Genomic DNA, 23,424 nt, shown 5'->3' with positions numbered 1-23,424 from the left:
CGTTCAAATACGCCAGCATCCCGCCACTCCTGAAATCGGCGATGAGCAGAGCTTGACGAGCATATACCGGTGGCATTTAGCGCATTCCACTGGCAACCCGTCCTGAGTACGAAGAAAATGGCGTTCATTGCAGCGCGATTATCAACCCGCTTGCGGTGCGTACCCAGCGGGTGTTGAGTTCTATGTTCCGGGATGAGAGGAGCCATTTTCTCCCAGAGTTCATCACTGATTTGCCACTTATTACCTGCCATACGTTGCCCTCATAAATTATCATTATGTATTATCTGACAATTCCTTTTGGGATAGGTTCTAAGCCTACCATTTGAAATAACGAATTTAACATTCAACGTTGAGTTTTTATCTATCAATTGTAGGTTTTGATATACAATATCTCCTGATAATATTTGGCTGGCTTTATATTTAACTCCTTTCAAACCAATCTTTTCTACCACCTCAAAGTAATCATCTCTATTTATATATTTGGAAACGCTCTTATATGTTCCATTAAAATATGAAATAAGCAATTCCCTGTTAACTCCTACCTCGTTTACATTACCAATTACCACCTTTTTCTCAAACATGTTTATTGCATCAAGATAGAACACCGATCCTATGCCTAAGATGCTTGTAAAGATAATACAGAGAAATGATTTCCTGAATATTTTATTTGTGTTCTCGATAGTGCTATCATGCTCGACCCAATAATCATGAACGATGCCAGCAATTTTATTGCTTAAATTGTTCTCTTTCTTTTCTATCACGGTAGTTTATAACTCTGAAGTAGCATTAGCCGTTTAAATAACATTGAGTATACGCATGGATATTGTCATCATTGAAGATCAGCCTATCATAGCAGAAGCGATTTGCCGAGACTTTCAAAAAACGTCTAACGGTACTCTTACCATTACAACGTTAACTACCCTGGAAGAACTAAAGCAGTTTGATTTTAATGGCTGTCAATTCATCATCAGTGATCTGTATTTAGGTACGTCCATTCACGAAACAATGCATGAGCTTTATAAGCTACGAACACTACACCCAAACGTCTCCATTTCTGTTTTTACCCAATCAACAGACATCCCTAATCTGGAAGCGTTCCTAGCACTTATCAAGGCTAATCACCTGTTTGATAAGCGTTTCATCAGTGACATTTCCCATATTGTTTTGCATGAAGAACCTCAACAGTTTCACGCGAACAAAACGGAGCTAGCCAAAGCTGAAGCGTTCCTGAAAATTGATGGTAATGCCCAATCGATCTTGGAAGAACTAGCTAAGCATGAGCCTCTGACCAGCATTGCAATTGAAAGCAACAAAAGTAAGTCAGCTATCTCACAAGTCATCAAGCGAGTAGAAAACCAAATTGGCTCTAAACGCCACTTTCTGCAATTGTTCTTTAAACAGTTTTAATAGGCTCGGTGCTATAATTACAAACCTCACACAGATAATAGTGCTTCCCTTTTTGCAATCCCTTTAAATCGATCTGTTGATACTTCTCAGATGAGCATTGGGGACACTTGCCACTATTATTTTGTGAGGTAGTTTCGTTCTCATACTTAGCAACACTTTCCAATATTCCATCTATATCTTTTTTATATGATCTCGATGCTTTAACGCGAATCAATTTAATCTGAGCACTTTTAAAAACCGAGTCCTTAACCCTATCTCTTTTCTTCGCTGCTGCTGAATTATGACTCCTGTCATCTAGTTCAATGACGCATAAAATCTCACTTGTTTGTTGATCGAGAAGTACGAAATCAACATGCTTTTTCGCAATGGCATTGAACCCACCAATGTCCTTGTTATTCGTTGGTAAGCAAATATCTGCTAAACGAACTTTACACGCAACATAAACCCCATTTGGCAATCGACGTAATAGCTGCTTGAAGAAGTTCTGTTCACACTTTGTGTTTAAATTCTTAATCGGTTTATATCCACCCCGCTTCTTTCCTCCCTTTGAGCCAATCAATACGCTTAGCACAATGAATAGAGCAATTGCTAACCAAGCATTGGAATTATTCAGTAAGTTTTCCATTGTTCCTCCGTAAAAAAGCCCCTACGATGAGGGGCTATAGATTTCTCAATTGTCGGAGGACATTAAAGTTTGAAACTTTTCTATTTCCGAAGTGCGTTACTATCGTGGCTAAAAGAACCCAATACTGACAATAAAGATCGACACTTAGACTCAATCAATGTGGCTATCCAACGAAAGTGTGACAACAAAGTTTGAAACTCGCTTTTGGACAATTTCGTTTCAGTGACTTTACTAAATTAGTAGAGTATGGATAACTTCAAGTATAGAAAATTCGAAAAACTCAGCCGCTATAATTGGTGGTGCGGTTTAGCATGGCCCCTTTATGATGGACAGTGCTTTAAACGAGGATGGAGATTAAATCGTTATGTTGGTCACTAAAGTAATTAGGCTGTTTGATCGAGTTCAATTCCCACTTCACCATGCTTGGTTGAAGCTTTTATCTGAAGCTATAGATGGCAGCGTGCTCGATAAACCATTACTCGATGAAGCCAACTGTATAACAAGTGCAATGGGTTTAGAGTATGTAGCGATCTTGAATTCATTGCTTGAAGATCACCCTGATGTGTTTAGTGAGTTCTTGAGCCTGAAGGTTTGTGTGAAAAAACGTAAGTCAGTTGAAGGTGCTGAGTTTTCAACGAATATAGAGTTTATCGAGTCAAAACTCGCTAAATATAACACGACAAAAACTCCTCAAGAGCAAAGAATCGAGCAACAAAAAGCACAGGAACAAAAGCTAAAACAGCGGCAAATAGCGTCTGACAAGATGTTTGCAGATCTTAGAGCTAAGTATGATAAGCAATTCATCGACTTCCCCTCACTCAATATTAGTTCGATTCGTAGGCACTCTAAAGCAGCTTATATTCTCACGACTCTCAACAAAGGTATGATCACTGATGCCGACTACTTGTGGCTTAAGCAGAAGGGCTTTGAGAATGATCAGGTGAATAGCATGTATTACCTTCGTCGCGCAGAGAACTCCAAGCGAATATGGAATACGACCAATAAGCCGTGGAACTTGGTTAATGCTCTTGCTGATTATCGTAAAGCAGATAAGGCAAAAACAGCCCTAACCTTGGTGAATAAGCACTTTCCATTCAAATTTGCGAATGGAAATAAGAAGTTAAAATCTGCTTTGCTTACTACGGCTGGCGGTGTTAAACGTGATTTAAATATGCTAGAACAAGCTATCGAATTTGGCATACAGGCTCATGAATTGACTCTACAGGACTACCGCCCATGCACTTTGATTGGTGCGTGCAAAATGTTGAGTGGAGATATCTCCCAAGGTCATGAGTGGTATCAAAAAGCGATTAACCGTGGTTTTGAATCTGATTCTTATGAGCAAGAAATACGCTCTATATATATGCGAGCTAAAGCTAATGACAGAGCAAAAATCAGGAAATTGCTCATGAGTGATGGATGGTGCTACAAGTGGCTCAAATAGTAATTATGACATTTCAAGTTAGATATACTAATAAGACATGCAATAGCATCTAGCTAGCTTTGGGGCAAAATCGTCTCAGAGAAGAAGGCAAACTACGACAAATGGCACCGAAAAGTTTCGTACTTTATTGTCATAGTTCTAATCTTTATTGTTCGAGTTTCAAACTTTGTTGTCCACCGACAGCAAACTGGTTTCTGTTGCATCTATTTCTGATGTTGAAAAGTCCTTCAATGGACTCGCTATAGTCGAGCCATGCCAGTAGTCCTTTAAAAGACTTGTCTGTTTAGCTATGTTGTACGCTTCGCTCTGAGCGTTGTCATATGGCAAATGTGTATAGTCCTGCTTAGGTGCACTCACACACGCTGTAAGAGAAACTGCACTGACCAATATTGCTAACGTTTTTAAAGACATAATTCCCTGCACCACTAATAATTTAATTACTCTTATTCTACTATCTAAGCTTGCTTTCCTAACTCCTTTTAATCACTTTCCCATCACAGAAAATGACATACTTTATTTTGTTTCTATTTACTGCCTCTTGCACCAAGTGTTCGCCCAAAACCCCTAAACTCTCTAGCCTAAACTGACAATATATTGTTCTGTTCGCACAGATATCAGACTTAAAGTAGTCTTCTAGGGTTCCTGCACAACTTGCGAACGCGACACTGTTATTACTCATTACTCACCTATCAATTCTGTTGCTCGTTCCATGCATCTTCATAAGCATCTCTGCGAACTTCATCCACATCAATGTCGTCAAATCTATCCGTGTTTTTCTCTAATACATTCTGGCGCTCTGTCTCAGTGGTGTCACCATAGTTAAGTAGCGAACCACTACCGGTTAAACGCTCAATATCAATAACATCGTTTTGGATAAAGTTATCCGTTTCAATGAGTATTCCTACCCATTCATCTAGATTCACTTGATCCCAATCTACGTTGCCAATGTCTTCTATGCTTAATCCCGAACAGTTTGGATTCTTTGCACTGCCCCAGGACAAACCCATTTGAGGTTGCTGATATATTTGCTCCATCAAAATACGGGAAAGCGGGGAGTCATAGGCACAGTATGATTTTCTCTTTTCAATACACGCTCCTAAAACTTCGGTCTTACAGTACGAACCAAGATAATGGGCTGAAAGTAGCTCCACTTTCATAGCCAAATCGAGTTCTTCTTCTTCACAGGCGAAAACGATGTTTACGAGCAAATTGAAGACTACATATGCTAAATAAGCGTAATAGCAATACATAAGAGCCTGTCCCGCAGCAGCCATTTGTGGTGATGCTCCAAGTACTGCATTACCGGCAGCATCGGTCCCTGCCTGTTGAAAGAACATCCCCGCGACTTCAGGACCAAATGCTTCGGTCAAGAATGCGTTCGTATAGGTCATCATAGATTGAGCCATTGCATTCACTGCACCTTCACCAACAGCTTCTGTACCTTGTTGAGCAACCACATCAGCACCAGACGTAAATGTGCTCTGTACTGCATCAAAAGCTGTACTAGCGGCTTCGCTAGTCCAATTTGAAGCGATATCCCAAACTCCCGTATAGCCGTCTAAGCCAAACACCTGCCCTGTGAGGGAGTCCATACTCATCATGTGTCTTGTCAAAGTGATGTAATCACCAAGCGAAACGGTGACTGGCGATTCACAACAGTCCTGCATGCCACCAACCGCTTGCTTGCATTCCATTGCCTCACCTTTAAACAGTTCACATTGAACATTCGTTGTGCCTTGACCATCAGACGGTGCGCTACTAGACATCATCCCTAATAGCTGGCTTTGACCTTGAGCAAACATCGCCTTTTGGTAGTCAAATGTTTGAGCTGCATATTCGAACTTCTCACCAATGTATGCATTCATAGTATCTTGAGTGACACTATCTTCCGGCTCTGCAACTTCTTCTGCATAAGCTGTCGGCATAAGTGCCGAAGCAAGATGAGAGAAAGGAGCCACGGCATACGCTATTAAAGCCTGAGCCTCATTAGGATTGTTGGCGTCAATGTCGGCGTTCAACTCCAACTTGGTTCGAACTTTTGCTAACGGGCTAAGAGAACCCGACATACAACGGTTTTCGTCGTCACTCCATACAGGAAAACTACTTGGACATGATTGCTCTGCCTCAATATCTAAGCGACATGTATTTGTTGGCGCATAGTAACTAGTCCCTTCGGTGTCACAACTTAATCGCGGTTGAGAGCTTGTTTTCAACTCACACTGACCTGTAATTGTGCTATATGCATATCCATCAGGACAATTAGGGGCAGATGAAATCTCTTTGTAGCAAAGCCCATCATAATATTCGTACCCAGTTTGGCACTGAGGCTCACTTTCAACAATTTTCTTACACTTATTCGACACTGGATCATAACTGTATCCACTTGTACAAATAGGAGCCGTATCGATCTCTTTTTCACACTTATTAGTAGATAAGTTGAAGCTATACCCTGTCTCACAAATTGGGTTACTGTTTACTGTTTTTTCACACTGATTAGTTTGAGTGTTATATCCATAGCCGCTTTGACATAGCGGTGAAGATGTTTGGTGTTTTGTACAAAGCTGTAAATCGTCGTTGTATTGATATCCTGATTGACAGAACGGTGTTGATTCAACGGTCTTCTTACACTTATTCGACACTGGATCATAGCTGTACCCACTTGAGCAAATAGGAGCCATATCGATCTCTTTTTCACACTGATTCGTTGACAGGTTAAAGCCATATCCAGTGTCACAGGTAGGGCTACTGTTTACTGTCTTTTCACACTGATTAGTTTGAGTGTTATATCCGTACCCACTTTGACACAATGGACTTGATACAGTGGTTTTTTCACACATTCCTGATGTGGAGTTATAGCTATATCCGCTTGAACAACTAACGGGCTGTGCACTATAAAACTCACAAACATCCCCCTGCAAACTGTAACCATCTGGACAGGTAGCGATAGCCTCCGTTTCTTTGGATTGTAGTGAGCAGATCTCATAACGTATATTCGAATGACCTGAACCTCCTGCTTTTTGCTCACCTAGACTGTATTCCGTCCCATCATCTCCGATAATGCCATCACCAGTTAAATCAGCAGATTCAGAGTTGACTAAACTTCCATCCCAATACCCATGCATAGCAACAGGAATACCAAACGTAGGGTGCAAGGCGATATGAACAAAGTTGTTATCGTCATACCTACATTCTGTGTATTCATCTATACATACGTTTGTTGATCCAAAAACGCCACCGTTAGCACATGAATACTCAGGCGATGTAGTTAACACTCTCTCACATTGCCCATTATTCAAAGCATATCCGCTTGGGCAGTTAGGAGCTGATGTTGCTGTGCCTTTACATTGATCATTAACTAATGTGGAACCAGATGGGCATGTAGCGTTGCTTGCTAAAGTTACACTACACACACCATTTTCAAGTGTTTGACCTGATGGACACTCAGCTTGCTCAACAAGCAATCCATTACAACGATCATTTTCTAAAGATGAACCGCTAGGACACGTTGCATTGCTAGTTAAAGTTTGGCTACACATTCCGGCTTTTGAATCAAAGCTTTGCCCTGTTTTGCAACTTGGATCAGTTGTTAAAGTAATAGAACAGATATCATCTTCTAGCGTGTAACCCGATGGACACCCTGCTGGCTGAGATAAAGTCACGGTACACACACCATTTTTAAGCGCCTGTCCCGATGGACACTCAGCTTGCTCAACAAGCAACCCATTACATCGATCATTTTCTAAAGATGAGCCGCTAGGACACGTTGCGTTGTTCACTAATGTTTGGCTGCACACTTCTTGACTTGAGATAAATGACTGACCAGAAGGGCATTGAACATCATCAGTTAATGTTGCCGTACAAATATCATTTTCCAAGTTCATCGGATCGTCACAGGTAGCAACGTCATACAACAAACCGTCACAAACACCGGTTTCGGGATTGTAGTATTCATGAGACTTGTCGCAGTTATACGTTACCGGAGTCTCAAGGCGGCAAACATCGTCTTCGGAACTCCACATATCCGAACCCTGAACTAGCACAAATCCATCAGGGCAGGTCACGATAGGAGGTACTTCACAATACCCCGTATTCTCATTCAACTCATGCTCATCTGACGGACAAGTATTTGGCGTAGGTTCACTAACGGTATTAGTACACACCTCATAGAACGTATCAGTACCCACATTCTTACGAGCTTCGCCACAAGTGTAGGCAGTGCCGTTTTTTATGAGAGTTGTACAAGTCAGAACGCTAGGTTCGTTTGCAACAACAGTGTTATTCATAAGCACTTGAATACCGTCACGACGACTTACCGCATAAAAATCGTTGTCGGAATACTCACAAGCTGTTTGCTTCAGACATTTGTTTGTAGTCTTATCGTACACGGCTCCGGTAGGACAAGTTGGAACTGGTTCATACCTATCCGGTGGATTTGTTGGATCGAATGGTCGCTCCGGTATACCCTCGCAAGTCATATCCGCTTGGGCATACCTAAGCATCTCAAGGTAGGCGTTAACTTCGCCAAAATCATTATTGGCTAAATCTCTTTCAGGGTTATAACAGGACTCTCCGATACATTGTATTTGTCCATCACAGCGTAAGACTTCTTCTTCGTGAGCGGTTCCCGTAGAGGCATCAAAACCACAGTCATAGGTATCTAACTGTACATAGCACTCACCGCTAGCACCTTCAGCTCCTTCCACGCACTCTGTCTTTATGTAGCTACATGTTTCGTCATTCTCGTATTTAGCGCACTGGTTGTTATCGACAGTATCATTGTCGAAGCACGTTTTTACACCTTCAGTGTTTGTTGTACATATTTCCCCTTCGTTGAAAGCACAGTTACTCTGAATATCAACACGCTGACAAAATGGACTAATACCTAATCCCGCCAGTGGGTTATCTCCAAAGTTCTCTTCACACACTTTGACGCCATTGATCACACCACAACCATTTTCATCGACAGTGGTTGGCATATTGGCACACGTAAAGGAAGCCTCACAAAACCTATCATCGGCTTGCTGCTTTATTTGGTAGGCTTTATCTATCAAATCTTGGTCTGACCAAGTTTCTTCATACACCAAGTCTTCGACATCATAATTAATGGTTATCTTGGCATAGCCCTCCCCACTACCACTCACTGAAGTGCGATTTTTGAATTCAACAATGGTATTTTCAGGAACGTTACGAAAAGAATTGACCACATTGATATTCGGATTTTTAACCCAACTCGTGCTAAGCTCACAACTTCCGGCCGTTTCAGGCGGGAATTGGTCAGGATATGGTGCATTGTAGACTTTGCTGCTATTTAAATAGATTTGGAACCAGTCATCGAATTTCGCGTAGTCGATAATTGCCGATTGAATAGCTGACGGTTGAATAACTTCAACAGCCATACTTTCTTCAAAAATCTTACAACTCCCCTTCCAGTAGTTGTTCCCAATTGTTCCTAACCATAGAGTAGTGCAGCCATCACCACAGGAACTTATATTGGTTGCTCCTGAACTGTGCTTGATAACACCGACTTTGTACTCATGAAAAACGCTATAGCTCTCTTCGATAGCTGGAAGCTTTTCACAGGTTTTGTACACAGGAACGTGGTAAGAATCACCGCTATACACCAATTCTTTATCAATAGTGCAATTAGCAAAGTCTTGAGCAATTTCTTCTAAGTTATTGAACACATCGTCTGTAGCTGCCCAAATAGGATCATTAGCTAAGTCTGGTTTTTGGTTTGAGATTGATTTCTTTAGAATGTGGTAAGCGCGTTCGCCAGATGTTTCAGCCGTGGCTAGAGTTTTTTCCTCATACTTTTTTTGTGCTGCTTGTCCCTGCATGATGGTCTGAGCATCAGACCCATACACATCTACCCCTGCTGGTAGGTAGTCGTTATCACGTTGCCCCGTTATTTGCTTCTGGCTCATGTACACTTGCCCATCGACCAGAAGATTCCCTTCAGCATCATAGGTAGGGTTTGCTCGTTGATTGAGCATAGATTGAGCAAATGAGTTCGCATTAACTACCGCCTGATCAAACTCCTGCTGAGCATATGCCATGCGTAGCGGCAATAGAGTGGTTGTAATCATCACCACATAGCTAATTAGTTGCCCTACAAACCCATCAAACCTATCTCTTAACATCAAGCAAACCCTATTCTTTCGTCTATTTATGTTGCTTAGGCGGTATGAGCAACAGGCTCATCTTCACCGTCTTCAGTCTTTTCCATCTCCGCTGATTGCACAGCTTTTGTGGTATCCAAGACTTCTTTTGCGATCTCATGGGTAACGCCAATCTTCTCAACAGATTCAATGACCTCTTTTTCTTTACCCGCAGATTTGGCTAAACGCATCGCGGTTTGAGATGCATTGATCACATAGCGAGAAACGTTACGCATATGACTCTGAAGTGCCTTTTGTCGGTCTTTACGTTCACTTGAAGGAATGTGTCCGTTTAACCATGCCTGTTCAATCAAGCTAGTTAAAATGTCGAACTTTTTGATGAGCTGAATGTACTGACCGCACAGTGGCGAGAAGATTAGGTATTCTTCAGAAAACTCTTGTGTCCAAACGATATCGACCATCCCACTGTCTTCAACAATGTTGTTGTAGTGGTTAATCTTCTTGTTGAAGAACTTCATTTTTTCATCGAACAAATCAGCTACTTTTTGGTTAGCAGCTTCGCTAGTCGCTTCATCGCTGATGTAAAACAGGATCACATCAAGTGCATAGATAGCACTCAGCGTTTTATTCATGTACGTTTCAACAGCATTGATAGCTGATTCTGATTTCACACTTAGCATCTTCTTTATTGCAGGGCGTGAATACGCGCGTTTTTCGTTAGTAGCCATATCTATTTCTCCGTTGATTGACTTGAATTATTTTCTATTTGGAGCTGCTTCATTCCGTCAATGATCGTGAATGGCTGACCACACTTAATTGTTGAGGTGCACCCAACCAAGCTGACCAATATCATCGCGTTTAAAAGCCACACTTTACTCATGTGTCATTTTCTCCAAGTTCTGTTTAACCAGGGCAATGTACTCTTGCCTTGCTGCTTCCTTCTCAGGTGTGTTCTCCCAACCTGCGTTGTAAGCTCCCACCGCTTTCCATCCATCCGATGTAATTTCAAAGTTTCCGGCTAATATCCACGCCGAAACCAGCGTGTTTTCGCATGGATCATTCAGCAAGCTTTCTCTCGTGATCCCGTATTTTTTTAGTTTGGGAAACCACCACGAATTGATTTGACATAGACCGTAATCGACAGTCCCGTTAGAGTTTTTTCCATTGATGGCATTGGCTCTCATGCTCGATTCTGTAAAGCAAACCGCTTTTAGCAAAGGAACGCTTACATCAAAGCGCCTACCCGCTTCATCAAAGCAGAAAGACCACGCTGAAAAAGAAATCGTGCAACAAGCAACCAAAGCACTTCTAAGTAACATTGTTCGCACCTCACATTAGTAGTAGGTGGTGCAGCAATCGTTGTATCGCCACAGCATGTAAATCGCATCTTCTTGGGATGGTATGTTTCGCCATTCTCCCCACAGCAATGATGGTTCGCCTATCTCGTGCGCCTCGTTCCTTTCGGCTACGGGATACATCATGTTCATTTTGTATTGTGATTTTGGAATAGTTGGAAAAAGGGGAGCATCACACAGGGCATCATCACCAGTGGTTTTTCTCGCTAGTAGTCTTCGGTGTAGAGCTGCAACTGAGCGCGTTGCTAACAAGCTTGTTTTTGTGGCAATAGAACTTTTAGTCGATACAAAGCCAGAAAGCGGATAGATACCACCCCATGCCCCTGCGCACCAAAACAGCTCATCCATTGACTTACCAACAGCAGCAGCAGCCCCATCAGCAAGACATGACGCTAACGCGATAGGATTACCAAACAGCGCAGCTTCAGGATTAGAAAATGCCGCCAATTCAGCATCATTCCATGTTGGATCGAGTTCGCTAACATAAAGTAAATCCATAGACATGAACCCATCACCACAACGGTTAGCGACAACCATTTCAAGCATTAATAGCAAGGGGTAAGCAAAGTAGTGATAGTGCCAAAAAGCGTTCTGAGCGCCTTGACCACCCTCTTGCTCATTTTGTCCAGTAGATCCCCTCATGCGTCCATTAGTCATACCCATTTCAGCACCACCTAATGACATCATGCAGTCGGGTTCACGTACCAGCTCAATGAGCCTAGCCGGTTCATACATTGATTGTGTAAATCCTGGTACTGCTATCCCCAAGTCATCTTCACATGCACAGAATGCTTTTTTTGTAGCGTCACTAGGCGCACCATTTCCACTTGGGCTAAGGTTGACTCCTGCTAATCGGATTGGATACATGGCATTCCACGGAACGTCAGTAAACATAGACCCATCTAATACCCCACCATCACGACATTCACCGAGTTGTGCTACATCGTCTGCTAGTGTCATTTCACTAAACGTGATTGCTCCTAGAGCAACAGCTAACGCTACTTTCTTGAGCATGTAAAAAGTCTCAGTCTTCCATTTTGGTTTCACTGATAACAAAGACTTTTCTTTGATGATCAGCAGTTACGATGCTTGGTACGACTTGCAAATCAAACGCTGTGACTAGCTCTGGTTTTAGCTGATACACAGATGCATTGAGTTGTCTTTCTACCGACTTAACAGCATCCCATTTAAGGCTTCTATCAAAACGTGTTGCGATAAATTTGGTTCGTAGCGGTGATTCCGGTAATGACTGAACAAATTCCATTTGCTTACGGTCAGTTGGATCGAACACGACTAGTCGTTGAGTAAATGGGAGGGTATTCAGGCGATTAATTCTCTCTCCTGCGAACGCAATAACATCACCGTTCGGAGTGACAATATCTTCACGGACAACTACTTCCGGCACAAAGCTGCGTACTAGTGTTTCAGTAGCGTTCGGTAATGCAGTAAACGCTACGTTATCCCAAAACCTATCCTTTGCATCAGCAATCAACGCTTCCTTATCGAGCAACGCTGCACGTTCTTTTAGAACCTCAGTTAGATCTCTTTCAGATATCTTAACCATGCTCCCAAAATTTCCTAAATCACCTCGTTTTCCCTTTTCAAACTCAGTTTTTAGGTAGTTAGGGTTAACCAACCCAGCAGCAGAGAGAACAACCGAGTCCCCTTTGTACATAAGGATTTGAGGTGCATATTCAGCGTTAATATTTTGGAATGGTCGCGGATCTAGATTCACGTTAGGAACTTCAGGGAGGTCTTTAATAAGCCCAATAATTCGCTTACCAACATCGGTAATTGTCTTTTCTGTTGGCAAGATACCTCTTACAACAAAAGACACATCGTTGCGGTGAGACAACGATTTGAATAAGTGTTTAAGCTCACGTTTGCCCATAGCATCACTAACTAAAATCACATAGTGGATATCGGTTTGAGGCTCAACACCATCTTGATGTTCGGTTGCCACTTTAGTTGAAAAGGTTGCCGAGTGTATTGCTTCATTTTTGCGCAGCAATTTGTTCATGTACTCATCACCCAAAGCGTTCTGTCCTTGGGTTAATGCAGTTTGTTTGGACTGAACAATGCTATCAGGCATGCTCGAATATTCGGCACTGCTATCAGCGAATGCGGTGCCGGAAAACAAAATAAGGCTCAAGAGTGTTTGCTTAGCAACTACCATAACGGAATCGCCTCACCAACGATTTCATTGATATCTGCCGTTCCCCAATAGCGGGAGTCAAAACTACGCTCAGCCGGTGCAGTGAAAAACACTTCGTTATCTTTAAGGTGGTAGCTCTTATATAGAGCTTCCTGATCCACGCCAAGCTTATCTATCAATGGGTAGTCATCAGTAATGCGCTCATTATTAATGAAAACTCCTTTCGCATTCTGAATGACCTCATCACCTGGCAACCCTACTGCATATTTCGTTATAAGCATGTTGTCCTGATAGAACGGTGTCATACCCTTTGCTTTAAACGTATAGATTTTTCCATGCTCAATTTGACCGTAGTTTCTCTTTAGTAAATACACGGAAAACTCAGGGATACATCTCTCACTAGCGTCCTTGCCATCAACCACCAACAAATAGTGCTTAGTTAGTGTTGTAACTGCTAGGTGGAACGTAAAAATCATAGCAATTGCAACCCAAACCATTTTTATCGGGAAATTCAATGGATGAGCACGTTTAGTCTCTGTTCCTGTCATCACACCCTCACTACTCATTGACCACCCCATCATCTTCTACCAAGTGAAGCGTTGGTTTACTCTTACTCGGCATCTCAAGGACTTGTGCATCCATCATGGAAATAGTTTGAGTCACAGGCTCATCTAGAAATTCAGGGCGTTCTACAGGAAAGCGGATCATCTGCCTATCCTGTGCGACCTGCTTCATGGCTTGTGATAGTGGAACGTTATTTTTGGTGTACGATTCAATCGCTTGGTTATCTTGCGCTCGTGTTGAGTACATCATGATACGAACCGGATCTACAATAAGCCTTCCGATACCCATGCCAGCATTGGTATTGAAGAAAATTTCTGAGTAATGCCCAATTTCAGTAGTTACCTTCTTCAACAACTGATAACCAGCCGGTGGCAATGCCATCAAATCGTCTTTTTTAGCATTAGCAATGGTTGAATCTTTTTGCTTCAGGATAAAGGTGTTTGCAGCGTTCTCGGCAATCGCTTTACCTGATGATGATTTTTGCAAGTCCATAATTGACTGTGTAACGACAATGCCGCACCCACCATACTTACGGAAGCGTCGAAAACCTTTTTCAACGAATGCTTCAACAGCTTTCGAGTTACCAAGCAAGTCCCAAGCTTCGTCAATGATAACCAAACGTTTTACGTCACGGTTTTCTTTGAACTCGTGGTACATCGAGTGCGAGATTTGAACCATCAATAGGAAAAGAACTACCGCTTGAAGGCGAGGACGCTCACTCAAACCATCCAATTCGAGCACGTTGAAGTTCCCATTGAACTCTACGTTGTGTGGTTTATCGAAATACTTACCAAACTGCCCATCAGAACAAAACGCACTTAGCTGTTTGCCCATGTCACGAACACGAATATCCTCGTCTTCTAAGCATTTAGCGCGAATATCGTCAATCTTGGCTGACTGACGTTTCTCATTCCAAACCTGAGTTAAGATTCGCTCCATTTCGGAAGACTGTAGATCGGTCGGAGACTCTTTCGTGAATGCCATAGCAATCAAACAACCAGACAGCATTTCCAAAGAATCGAGAAATGCTTCAGGATCGGAGTCATCGATCATTGTGAAAGGGTTAAGGCTTAGGTCTGAGCCAGAGTCAAATGCAGTAAAACTCCCTCCAAGGCTACTTGAAAGTTTCTTGTAGGATTCACCTGCATCAATCGTCCAAACCTTATTACCTGTATTGAGGTAGGAGCGAATAATTTCGTTAGTTAGAAATGACTTACCAGCTCCCGACTCTGCAAAAATCACACAGTTAAAGTTGGTTTTTGAATCATAGAGGTCAATATTCATCAACTGCCCTGTTCGACTCACAAACTGTAACATTGGGGTTCCAGTACCTTTCCACTCAGCAAAGAGAGGAAGTATCGGTAGTGCATGGTTAGAAGCCATCGTGAAGTAGCGACGAGAGTGTGCTACAGCATGGTTACAAGCCCCGAACGGCATCAATTGGATGAATGACGGTACAGAGAATGAATCCTCTGACACCATCGTTACCCCTGATTGCTTCATGTAAGACTGTAAACCAGTGATACCGGCTTCAGCATCTTCTTCAGTTCGACCAAAGACAGCAGCCGAAAGCGTCACTTTGATCGCTTTACCCTTGTCCTGTAAAGATAATGAAAGTTCTTCTAAGTCAGCTTTCATATCCTTGATTTTCGGGGCAAAGTTAGTCAGTGAACTGAACGACTGTTTGATGTAATGACTTTTCTTAGTCTCTACTTGTCCTTTCTCTTTTGCATGGTCAGCGTAATGAATATTCACGGTGATCATGAAATTCTGGTTTACACAGCCTTGTCCATCGAATGGATCACCAAACCACTTAAATGCTTGACCGGTATAAGCTTTACGGGGAAAACGACGAACCGTGAGCATTTTCACAAATGTTGGGTTCTTTTTAGTACCAAGTACAACCCCATCCTGTGTTTTGAACACGCCAGTATTATATTGAACAAACTGTTCATTAAGCGTACTAAACTCATCAACAGGTAGTTGTTGCGTAGTTCGCCACTCAGCGTCTTCCTGCCAGTTCATGACCGTATTCATAATATTGACCAGCATTACGCTGTTCATTCGTCGTGGTGCAAGCTGCGCTTTAATCAAACGCTGTTCCATCGTTCTCTGAATGGACTGAATCTCCTGAATTTCTTCGGGATTCACATCCAATGACTCTACAGGCAGTTTGAATGTCACAAGAAGCTGGAAATTACGGACTTTCGTATTCTGAACAACCTCTGCCGAATCGCGTGTAGCTGACCATAGATAGCCTAACGCATTGTCATGAACCTCTCGATGCAAAACCTCTCGGCAAGAACTTCTCAGATAGTCAGAGCCTTTCAGGAACTCCCTAACATCAGGGCTAGCCCACAAAGAAAAGCTAAGCAAAGATTTAGTAGGGTACGGATCTTGAGATAGTAACAATTCGATTGTTGATAGCATTTGTGTGTCCCAACCACTAGTTGGCTGACAAACGAAGCTGAACGCCAGCATGTTGTCATCGCACAAAAACAGGTCAGTATCAGCATCAAACGCTAGAGGTCGAAATAAACGACTTGCTTCATTCTCATTAAACTTATAATCAAACATCGTTTATCTCCCTATTTAGTATTCTTTCGTAACCAGCCCAATAACTCGGTAGGCATTCCCACATGGAAAACGTCATTGGGGGCAATAAGCGTTGGTGACTCTTTGATATGTAGAAACTGTGTTAAGCCAAAGCTATTCATTACTTGCACTTCCCTACATTTGCGTTTGCCATAAGCAAACTGCTTATCAACAACCTTTTCTATTACTTGGTCAGTTGAAAGGGTTTGTGTCTCACATGCAAAAGAGAAGAACGGCTTAATGTTCGATTGGGACATTGCGGTAAATATGTAACGAATCTGGTAGTCAGCCGCATACTTGTTTAACAAGTACATTTCGTTGGCTGAATGCTCCAAAAATGGATCAAGAAAAACCGTCAGTACCTCCGATTTTTCTGGATTCACTCTTATGTCTACAACATCGGTTGTGTTTACATTAATGATTTGAATTGGGATCTTCTTTGCGGCGTCATGTAGCTGTGATTTGCTGTTAATCTCAGTGTTTTGCCACATATCATATAGCTGCCCTTTGATAACCCATCGAGGGTTATCGGTTAGTACTACGGACTCACTACCACCAAAGACAACAACAGATTTTGCATTGGGTAGTTTTTCGGCTTTACTCGCCTGAGTTAAGGATGCTTTTAGCTGTTCTTGAGCACCGTTGGTAGCTAAGGCAGGGGATGCAATCAAAGTTAAACAAAGAGTTGCAGGAATTAGTTTAGTGAATTTCATTACATCCCCCTAAATATTAAAGTACTGCTGAGAACATGCTGTTAATGATGTCTGGTGTGTAGTTCATACCTAGAGCAGCACCAACACCAACAGCAAATGCCATTAGACTTTGACGCATAATACCGATGACGATACCGACAATAACGAATGCGATAGACACACCTTTACCTAGAGAACCTTCTAGCCAATCAGTCATTTGATTCACCCATGAATCAAATGTTGTGTCCGTACCCGCAGATGCGAACGCACTGAATACCACTGCCAGAACAACTAATGACAAAGCGAACTTCATCTTCATCAAGTTATTTTCTGTAGCCGTAAAACTTACGTTGTTGTTAGTTGCGATCATTTTTTTCTCCGTGTGGTTTAAATGATTAGTTGTTATCAAAAGTTGTTTGTAGTTTTGCTTTCTCGGTTTTTGGTACTCGATATTCCTTCACACTTCGCTGTTCTGATTTGGAAGGGTTTACCAAGGACTTTGTCACCGGTGGAGCAATTCTCGTTTTTAAATTGGGATTGACAGTGCCAAGCTCCCAACTGCGTTGTTCGATATCGGTGTACACCATCGAAGACAAATGAAGGTCATCATTTGTATCGACAAAAGGTGCAACCCAAACACGTAAGACTTTCACATCTTTTCGCAGTACATCCCCATCGAAACTGAATGATTGAGGTACGTAATTAAATTTTGCCCCATAGGTGGAAATTTCCGAAATCCCTGAAGCAACTTTTTTATTTTTTTGTTTATTTTCAATATCTTTAAGCTCATCAAGTGTAATTTGTCTTGGTTCACCATCTTCGATATAAGTCAGAGTGTCATTCGTTACTAACGTGCCATCAGTCGCCTTATAGATAGTTCTAGATGAACCACAAAGAGCGTTTTCATCGCCAGCAGAACAATTAAATTCACTCTGACCAACTGCACAGCCACCCAATAACGCCGCAGATAGCAGCACACCAATAGCTTTAACTAAATTCATAACCCAGTCCCATTTGTCACAATCATGTCCACTACTCGACCCGCACCGACTTCAATAACCGGATGCATCGCATCGGCTAGTTCCATGTAGTAGTCAGCGAGTCTATTCATTGCGTCTGACGCACCTTTTGCCGCACCACCTTGTAATGCATCGGTACTAAAGACATCTTGATACTGTGTTTGCCCATTCGACGTTGTGGACAAAACAGGGACAGGGTTCACATCAAACATGCTGGATAAACCGGCAGCAAATCCTGCCATCATCGAGTTGGCAAGAATCTTTGAATTACGAGTAACTAACGTCCCTTTCAGACCATTTTTGCCATCTTCGCCAACAGCAAAGCTCCTGAAGTCAGCCTCGATAACTTCCCCATTAACTTTCACACAAGTAATTGACTCGCCACGCAACATGGCACGTTCTGAACTCAAGTCACCATAGCCAGCCATTAGAGCAAAGCATTCGTTTACCTCATCAAGCACAGCAAAGTTAGGTAAGATGGCTTCCTTCTTTATGCGAACCAAAACAGGAATAGGCTCATCGGCAGCTTTAGCACTAGTCGGAGCATCAAGACCTGTAATCAAAACGCCAGTGAGAATAGAACCTCTCGGCAAATAAATTTCAGGCTCGGAGTCATCTTTCTCAGGGGTAGTGTCCTCGACAATCGTAAATAGTCCTTCTGATCTAGTGTCTGTCTCAGCTACATGTCTAGGTGAAACCACTACATTGCGATCTCCCTGGTAACTTGATGACTCCCCGAAGCTCGGCTCCTGTCTACCACCATATGAAAATGAAGTACTCGATACCTTTCGCCTTTCAGGGTTCACTTGTAAATCTGGATGCTTGATCTCACCACTTCCCTGTTCTCTTACTGCATCAAGTTCATTGGAATAAGTTAATTGCTTATCTTTAAAAGCAGCTTGTTCTTGACGCAATTTTTCGAGTTGATCATTTAGCTGAGCTATTGTTCGTTGTGCGTTGCGAACATCATTGTTCAACCTCTTTGTGTCTTGAACCTTGTTTTCTAAGGATTCATTTTTCTTGTTGAGAATTTCCACTTCCTTTTCATAGTCATCCATCTTTCGTTTCTGCTGCACCAACTTATCGTTGATAGCTTCGATACCGAACTCTCTAGAATTGCGATCAGTGATGATGTTTTCTACTTCTGGTTTAGCTCTCGGTCTAGACCTCTCAGGTTCTAGGATGGTCATGATCGCTACCGCTGCAACAAAGACACCTACTACAGCTAGGACAACGTAGACACGACCTTGCTGTGATGGAGAGAAGTATTTGTTCATGAACTTGAGCTTCATTGTGAACCTCCCAATAGAGACTGGCGTTTTCGCTCGGCTTTAGCTGGAACTTTCACTCGATGATACATAACCAAAACTTCAGACTTTTGTTTTGGCATTAGCTGATACGTTGGATAAGCAACTACCGCTACGACACCTTCTTCATAACAGAGGTTTTCTTTGAACTTTACGGGACGCGACGACTTATTTACGACTGTACCAATCGACACAACATAATCACCACCAGAGACAAACTGACCATTATAAAAATCAAAGCTCAACTCTAACTGCTGACACTTCGGCAGATAGCTAGCGTTTACATTTTCAACTTGATAACCGGCAGGTAGATTTCCGGTAGCAATACCAGACATGATCGACACAATGGATTCAGTGCGAGGCGACGAACGCTCAAACCTTCGAGCAATCTCAGATCCTCCTTTGATTCCACCTTTCAACACAACTTCTTGTGGTGGCACAGGCATTGGCTTAAACACAACATCAATCGCTGCTGACTGATCACCCGATTCAGTTATAAATCCCCCGATATTGGTGTTGAGCTTCGTTGCCAAGTACACGACATTTCCTCGAACGCTATGCGTTATTCCTTCACTCTTATCAATCTTCAGCGAAGGTTTCTTAAATGGTGTGACTATACGGTTAGGATGACGATTCGAAATAACATACAAACCTTGCTCTTTATTTTCTGAGCTTGTCGCTTGCTGCGCCGCTGTACTGTTCGAATTGAACTTAGCCATATCCGTTGCACTTGCCAGAGATGATGCTCCACAAACTGCCAAGAGTAAGGACACTTTTTTAATCGGGGTCATCATTTATCTGCCTCCAACTTCTTACGGTTTTTTTGCTTCCATTCACTGTCATGTGGAACGTCGTCGTACACATCTATGTAATCAAAAGTAGGTGTGTAATTCTGGACATCGAAAATGAACTCATAGGTACGAACATACTTATCCGCCTTTCCTGTCATCCCCTGCATTGAACCTTTACCGGTAACAAAGGTTTTACCGTCCTCAACAAACGCACGTTCCGCTGAAAACTTCATGGTCACTTCTTCTTCAACTAGGCTAGCTATTTGGTAAGCGATAAGGTCATTAACCTTGTGATAGATTTCAGGAGAAGCGAAAGGTGCCACGGCTGACTCTACGTATGAAGCTGAAGCCGGTGTAATGTTTCCTAACATTCCTGCCAAGTAGAAACCTAAGCGTCGATGATTCGCTTCATTCATTGAACTAGACGAAATCTCTGACTCCTGACACGACTCATTTAAGTTGTTTATAACAACGGTATCTTTCTGGAAGTTCCCCCAAAGTGACACGCCGAGCATGACTACTAACCCCGCATTGGCGTAGCTTATTGCCGCACTCTGACCTCTCATTTCAGAAAAGCTTTTTTTCAAATTTTGGAAATTCATGGTTTATCCCTAAGTCGTTTGCTACGAATGCCACTCATCTACTAACGGAGGCTGCATAGAACTACGCTGTTCTACCTTCTCAAATGCAAACCCCATTTCACGGAAACGATGAATGAAGTAGCCCCTCGGCTTACCATCTCGAATCCTGATATAAGTGACCTTGGCAAAATAACCTGCCAGCAGCCCAAGCATGGGAGAGTTAATAATGATGCCCACGACTAGCCCAATAGCTACTGTTGCAATTTCATCGTACTGCCAGATTAGAAAATGGACGGGTTCATCAACTAGATCCGGCATTGAGATAGGTTTTTCATCCGACATTTAAACGCCTCGTATTTATTGCCTTTCTCATATGTTAATGATGCTTTTAAATTTCCAAAATCGACGGAGAAAGAAAGACTTCACAGTGGGCGCAATTATCTAAGGGGTAAAAAAAAGCGACAACTTAACAAAGTTAAGCTATCGCTCTATCTAAATGAATTGATTGTACGTTTTATGTATTTGGTAGATTTTAAGGTTTGGTTAAAAGAGCATAAAGGCATGAACAACTTTTTCTATGAGTGTTCATCGAAAAGGTCTAAGTCATATGCGATTTGTATAAACAAGTCCGACAAAGTGTAATCACCTTTTTCATGCTTCCAGCTAGGATCACTTAAAGTATCTATGCCTTGTGATATTCCATCTGAGATATCAGAGAAAGAGTCGCTTGCTAGCTCAAAAACCGCCTTCAGTTCCTGTCTTGAAGGAGTATATTCCAGATTGTGTGCTAACTTATTTCTCATCTTATTGATTGCATTCATTGTGGTTTGCTGTGGTTTCGTAAATATACCTACTTCGAAACACAGCCCAACAAGACCAGAGAACTTTAGCTTATCTGCGTAATTACCTAACCCTTGGTCATACTTAGCTACTGCTTTTTTCATTAATGACTCAAGCACCAAATGACCGACAACAAAGCCTGAAAGAAAGTCCGAATTTTCAATCGTATGAAATAAATAGTCATCTAACTTCAACGAACTTTCCTCTATTCAGTATCAACAACCGAAATTGGAATGCCATTGATAACATCTCCAACTTTCCACCCCGTTTTATCTAGGATTTCTTGCAGTGTACCTTCTGGAACTTCAAACCAATAACAATAAGTCATTTCGTCATGACTACCGGTATCTGCATTAAGTTCAACGTCCATTTCATCCCATTCTTCATCAGTAATCCCCAGATGTTGAGAAAGACGACTTTCTGGTTTTTTTACAAGCGATTCTTTAAAAAATCCTGTAGTACGCTCTTCTCGAACCGTTTCGTTGCAATAAGGACAATCAATAGGCTCACGACAAGCCCCACAAATCCCACCGCCTCCAACTTCGGTTACTGTAAAAAGAGCACCACAGAAAGGACATTTTTCTGCCATGAATTAACCCCACCTAATAGTTAGCTGCCAATTCTTTCACTACCTGAGTTTGACTCGCTATCTCTTTCTTAACGCTTGAAACGCTCTCTAATAAAGCCTGAGCCCTTGCGTCCCTACCCTGCTCTATACGCTCATCGTTACCTAAATAGTTTGCAGAATGCTCAAGAGCTTTGTCATATTCACGCTCACGCTCCTGCAACTCATTAATTAGCTCTGTCAACCTTTGATTGGCTTCATTAAGCTTAATAGCCTTATTACTCATGTCGCTGAACAACAAAGATTGAAACTTTTCTGTTACGCGGGGCAGATTGCTACGTGACACTATAGCAAAGAACTGACAATAAAGATCAAAACTCAATTTCACTCAATAGGCCAACTCAAAGCAAGAAGTAACAATAAAGTTCGAAACTTTTCGACGCTTTTTGTCATAGTTTGTCTTTTGCTGTAGCAAGCTTTTGCCCCTTTCCTGCTTAGAGTCGTTACTCTTTATCAAACAAAAATGAATATATTGACCAACAATTTCTAATGTTGGATGCTTATGCAAAGTCAGTTTCATTGTAATGTCAAACGTTGTATAAGAGTCAGAATCTAAGCTGTAGGATTAAACATGCCATCAATAGCTGATTTCATTCTCTCGATTTCATCAAGTAGAAAGTTTGATTTATATGAATTTCTCATCTCATCAATTACTACTGGTATTACATTTTTATTTGCATTACTAAATAGATCATTACCTTCTGAAGCTTTTGCTAACGAATGTCGAGCCATCATAAATAGTGATTGGATATGAGATTCGTGGACACGAGGCAAAACTAGATAGCATATCCTTTCACACTCATCTTTTGTTAAGTCTCTTTTCATTATCATTGCACCATGAGCCATGATGTAGGCTAGCGTATTGTGATTAATCGCGAAAGCCGAATCTAATTTTTCAATAATTTCTAGTTGTGATTTAAGATCGTTCTTTAGTATAGATGCTGATGTATCTATAGTAGGGTCAGAAGAATTAATTTTTTTCTTGTTAATTATATCTTGATTAAGATAGCTTGAAATTCTTTTATCCTGAATCTTACTTGAATTCCTTCCCAGTTTTTCGAATAGCCAACTTATCATATACTAACCTCTTTATCAGTTTATAAAAATATCATTTTAAGCATCACTTAAGGAAAAGCAAAATCAGGCTTTGTTCCTCTCTACGTCTTTTTCTTGCTTGTCCTTGAATTCACAAGTATGACTACAGTAACCATTTCTTGTACCTCTAGGGGGCTTTGTTGCTTAATTCGATGAGAAGACATGGTAGCCCCATGTTGTTCAGTTCTTAAACAACATACTGAGTTTCAG

The 23,424-nt window shown here is 41.8% G+C and carries 23 protein-coding genes; 2 read left to right on the top strand and 21 right to left on the bottom strand.

Annotated features, from left to right (window positions below):
* A partial coding sequence (locus R8O10_RS23195; protein WP_206937396.1) for a transposase occupies positions 1 to 251 on the bottom strand: 251 nt, incomplete at its 3' end.
* A 9-nt stretch (positions 252 to 260) separates the two neighbouring features.
* A complete protein-coding gene (locus R8O10_RS23190; RefSeq protein WP_225492298.1) occupies positions 261 to 581 on the bottom strand; it encodes a hypothetical protein in 321 nt (106 codons plus the stop codon).
* Between the two features lie 235 nt (positions 582 to 816).
* Here R8O10_RS23190 and R8O10_RS23185 point away from each other — a divergent pair, with 235 nt between their 5' ends.
* On the top strand, positions 817 to 1,407 hold the full coding sequence (locus R8O10_RS23185; protein ID WP_025625042.1) for a hypothetical protein: 591 nt from the start codon (positions 817 to 819) through the stop codon (positions 1,405 to 1,407).
* Here the strand turns inward: R8O10_RS23185 and R8O10_RS23180 are convergent.
* Positions 1,394 to 2,032: a DUF2726 domain-containing protein gene (locus R8O10_RS23180; RefSeq protein ID WP_025625043.1), complete on the bottom strand. Its 639-nt coding sequence runs from the start codon at positions 2,030 to 2,032 to the stop codon at positions 1,394 to 1,396. The two genes, R8O10_RS23185 and R8O10_RS23180, sit on opposite strands and share 14 nt — an antisense overlap.
* Positions 2,033 to 2,627: 595 nt before the next feature.
* Here R8O10_RS23180 and R8O10_RS23175 point away from each other — a divergent pair.
* Complete coding sequence (locus tag R8O10_RS23175; RefSeq protein ID WP_318117466.1) at positions 2,628 to 3,476, top strand: hypothetical protein; 849 nt, start codon at positions 2,628 to 2,630, stop codon at positions 3,474 to 3,476.
* A gap of 689 nt (positions 3,477 to 4,165) precedes the next feature.
* On the opposite strand, the gene traN is transcribed toward R8O10_RS23175, so the two are convergent.
* The 18 genes from traN to R8O10_RS23085 form a co-directional block, all read right to left on the bottom strand.
* Positions 4,166 to 9,616, bottom strand: a complete 5,451-nt coding sequence (gene traN / locus R8O10_RS23170) for a conjugal transfer protein TraN (protein ID WP_225492296.1) — start codon at positions 9,614 to 9,616, stop codon at positions 4,166 to 4,168.
* A gap of 35 nt (positions 9,617 to 9,651) precedes the next feature.
* Positions 9,652 to 10,323: a hypothetical protein gene (locus tag R8O10_RS23165; RefSeq protein WP_025624955.1), complete on the bottom strand. Its 672-nt coding sequence runs from the start codon at positions 10,321 to 10,323 to the stop codon at positions 9,652 to 9,654.
* A 144-nt stretch (positions 10,324 to 10,467) separates the two neighbouring features.
* Complete coding sequence (locus tag R8O10_RS23160) at positions 10,468 to 10,914, bottom strand: lytic transglycosylase domain-containing protein (protein ID WP_025624954.1); 447 nt, start codon at positions 10,912 to 10,914, stop codon at positions 10,468 to 10,470.
* 15 nt (positions 10,915 to 10,929) lie between these two features.
* Positions 10,930 to 11,964: a TraU family protein gene (locus tag R8O10_RS23155; protein ID WP_318129528.1), complete on the bottom strand. Its 1,035-nt coding sequence runs from the start codon at positions 11,962 to 11,964 to the stop codon at positions 10,930 to 10,932.
* A gap of 10 nt (positions 11,965 to 11,974) precedes the next feature.
* Complete coding sequence (locus R8O10_RS23150) at positions 11,975 to 13,126, bottom strand: TrbC family F-type conjugative pilus assembly protein (RefSeq protein ID WP_025624951.1); 1,152 nt, start codon at positions 13,124 to 13,126, stop codon at positions 11,975 to 11,977.
* A complete protein-coding gene (locus tag R8O10_RS23145) occupies positions 13,120 to 13,671 on the bottom strand; it encodes a S26 family signal peptidase (RefSeq protein WP_180766959.1) in 552 nt (183 codons plus the stop codon). The genes R8O10_RS23150 and R8O10_RS23145 overlap by 7 nt, the downstream gene beginning before the upstream one ends.
* Positions 13,664 to 16,246 (bottom strand): type IV secretion system protein TraC, encoded by a 2,583-nt coding sequence (traC, locus tag R8O10_RS23140; RefSeq protein WP_140134604.1) that lies wholly within the window; start codon positions 16,244 to 16,246, stop codon positions 13,664 to 13,666. Before traC ends, R8O10_RS23145 begins: the two co-directional genes overlap by 8 nt.
* 11 nt (positions 16,247 to 16,257) lie before the next feature.
* Positions 16,258 to 16,977, bottom strand: coding sequence for a hypothetical protein (locus R8O10_RS23135; RefSeq protein ID WP_140134606.1), 720 nt, complete (start codon positions 16,975 to 16,977; stop codon positions 16,258 to 16,260).
* Between the two features lie 16 nt (positions 16,978 to 16,993).
* The gene (gene traA / locus R8O10_RS23130) at positions 16,994 to 17,326 is read right to left on the bottom strand and encodes a TraA family conjugative transfer protein (protein ID WP_212733967.1); all 333 of its coding nucleotides are present in this window, start codon (positions 17,324 to 17,326) and stop codon (positions 16,994 to 16,996) included.
* A 25-nt stretch (positions 17,327 to 17,351) separates the two neighbouring features.
* Entirely contained in the window at positions 17,352 to 17,957 is a 606-nt protein-coding gene (gene traV, locus R8O10_RS23125; RefSeq protein ID WP_140134608.1) for a type IV conjugative transfer system lipoprotein TraV, read from the bottom strand.
* Positions 17,954 to 19,267: a TrbI/VirB10 family protein gene (locus R8O10_RS23120; RefSeq protein WP_140301936.1), complete on the bottom strand. Its 1,314-nt coding sequence runs from the start codon at positions 19,265 to 19,267 to the stop codon at positions 17,954 to 17,956. Before R8O10_RS23120 ends, traV begins: the two co-directional genes overlap by 4 nt.
* Positions 19,264 to 20,076 carry a type-F conjugative transfer system secretin TraK gene (locus R8O10_RS23115; protein ID WP_318129527.1) on the bottom strand — a complete coding sequence of 271 codons (813 nt, stop codon included), beginning with the start codon at positions 20,074 to 20,076 and terminating at the stop codon, positions 19,264 to 19,266. Before R8O10_RS23115 ends, R8O10_RS23120 begins: the two co-directional genes overlap by 4 nt.
* Positions 20,073 to 20,675 carry a TraE/TraK family type IV conjugative transfer system protein gene (locus tag R8O10_RS23110; RefSeq protein WP_140134614.1) on the bottom strand — a complete coding sequence of 201 codons (603 nt, stop codon included), beginning with the start codon at positions 20,673 to 20,675 and terminating at the stop codon, positions 20,073 to 20,075. Before R8O10_RS23110 ends, R8O10_RS23115 begins: the two co-directional genes overlap by 4 nt.
* Positions 20,676 to 20,696: 21 nt before the next feature.
* On the bottom strand, positions 20,697 to 20,996 hold the full coding sequence (locus R8O10_RS23105) for a type IV conjugative transfer system protein TraL (protein WP_025624840.1): 300 nt from the start codon (positions 20,994 to 20,996) through the stop codon (positions 20,697 to 20,699).
* Between the two features lie 233 nt (positions 20,997 to 21,229).
* Positions 21,230 to 21,688 carry a hypothetical protein gene (locus R8O10_RS23100; protein WP_140301938.1) on the bottom strand — a complete coding sequence of 153 codons (459 nt, stop codon included), beginning with the start codon at positions 21,686 to 21,688 and terminating at the stop codon, positions 21,230 to 21,232.
* Positions 21,689 to 21,699: 11 nt separating this feature from the next.
* Positions 21,700 to 22,083 (bottom strand): hypothetical protein, encoded by a 384-nt coding sequence (locus tag R8O10_RS23095; RefSeq protein WP_225492290.1) that lies wholly within the window; start codon positions 22,081 to 22,083, stop codon positions 21,700 to 21,702.
* A gap of 13 nt (positions 22,084 to 22,096) precedes the next feature.
* Positions 22,097 to 22,441 carry a hypothetical protein gene (locus tag R8O10_RS23090; protein WP_225492289.1) on the bottom strand — a complete coding sequence of 115 codons (345 nt, stop codon included), beginning with the start codon at positions 22,439 to 22,441 and terminating at the stop codon, positions 22,097 to 22,099.
* A 230-nt stretch (positions 22,442 to 22,671) separates the two neighbouring features.
* Complete coding sequence (locus tag R8O10_RS23085) at positions 22,672 to 23,196, bottom strand: hypothetical protein (RefSeq protein WP_225492287.1); 525 nt, start codon at positions 23,194 to 23,196, stop codon at positions 22,672 to 22,674.
* Positions 23,197 to 23,424 lie beyond the last annotated feature (228 nt).

The sequence above is a fragment of the Vibrio sp. 1727 genome (assembly GCF_033344415.1).
Taxonomy (GTDB): Bacteria; Pseudomonadota; Gammaproteobacteria; order Enterobacterales; family Vibrionaceae; genus Vibrio; species Vibrio alginolyticus.
This window is presented reverse-complemented; position numbering and strand designations above follow the sequence as displayed.

Excerpts from the sequence above, each read along its gene's own strand:
- R8O10_RS23190 (WP_225492298.1), bottom strand. The coding sequence starts at position 581 with ATGTTTGAGAAAAAGGTGGTAATTGGTAATGTAAACGAGGTAGGAGTT.
- R8O10_RS23185 (WP_025625042.1), top strand. The coding sequence starts at position 817 with ATGGATATTGTCATCATTGAAGATCAGCCTATCATAGCAGAAGCGATT.
- R8O10_RS23180 (WP_025625043.1), bottom strand. The coding sequence starts at position 2,032 with ATGGAAAACTTACTGAATAATTCCAATGCTTGGTTAGCAATTGCTCTA.
- traN (WP_225492296.1), bottom strand. The coding sequence starts at position 9,616 with ATGTTAAGAGATAGGTTTGATGGGTTTGTAGGGCAACTAATTAGCTAT.
- R8O10_RS23165 (WP_025624955.1), bottom strand. The coding sequence starts at position 10,323 with ATGGCTACTAACGAAAAACGCGCGTATTCACGCCCTGCAATAAAGAAG.
- R8O10_RS23160 (WP_025624954.1), bottom strand. The coding sequence starts at position 10,914 with ATGTTACTTAGAAGTGCTTTGGTTGCTTGTTGCACGATTTCTTTTTCA.
- R8O10_RS23155 (WP_318129528.1), bottom strand. The coding sequence starts at position 11,964 with ATGCTCAAGAAAGTAGCGTTAGCTGTTGCTCTAGGAGCAATCACGTTT.
- R8O10_RS23150 (WP_025624951.1), bottom strand. The coding sequence starts at position 13,126 with ATGGTAGTTGCTAAGCAAACACTCTTGAGCCTTATTTTGTTTTCCGGC.
- R8O10_RS23145 (WP_180766959.1), bottom strand. The coding sequence starts at position 13,671 with ATGAGTAGTGAGGGTGTGATGACAGGAACAGAGACTAAACGTGCTCAT.
- traC (WP_140134604.1), bottom strand. The coding sequence starts at position 16,246 with ATGTTTGATTATAAGTTTAATGAGAATGAAGCAAGTCGTTTATTTCGA.
- R8O10_RS23135 (WP_140134606.1), bottom strand. The coding sequence starts at position 16,977 with ATGAAATTCACTAAACTAATTCCTGCAACTCTTTGTTTAACTTTGATT.
- traA (WP_212733967.1), bottom strand. The coding sequence starts at position 17,326 with ATGATCGCAACTAACAACAACGTAAGTTTTACGGCTACAGAAAATAAC.
- traV (WP_140134608.1), bottom strand. The coding sequence starts at position 17,957 with ATGAATTTAGTTAAAGCTATTGGTGTGCTGCTATCTGCGGCGTTATTG.
- R8O10_RS23120 (WP_140301936.1), bottom strand. The coding sequence starts at position 19,267 with ATGAAGCTCAAGTTCATGAACAAATACTTCTCTCCATCACAGCAAGGT.
- R8O10_RS23115 (WP_318129527.1), bottom strand. The coding sequence starts at position 20,076 with ATGATGACCCCGATTAAAAAAGTGTCCTTACTCTTGGCAGTTTGTGGA.
- R8O10_RS23110 (WP_140134614.1), bottom strand. The coding sequence starts at position 20,675 with ATGAATTTCCAAAATTTGAAAAAAAGCTTTTCTGAAATGAGAGGTCAG.
- R8O10_RS23105 (WP_025624840.1), bottom strand. The coding sequence starts at position 20,996 with ATGTCGGATGAAAAACCTATCTCAATGCCGGATCTAGTTGATGAACCC.
- R8O10_RS23095 (WP_225492290.1), bottom strand. The coding sequence starts at position 22,083 with ATGGCAGAAAAATGTCCTTTCTGTGGTGCTCTTTTTACAGTAACCGAA.
- R8O10_RS23085 (WP_225492287.1), bottom strand. The coding sequence starts at position 23,196 with ATGATAAGTTGGCTATTCGAAAAACTGGGAAGGAATTCAAGTAAGATT.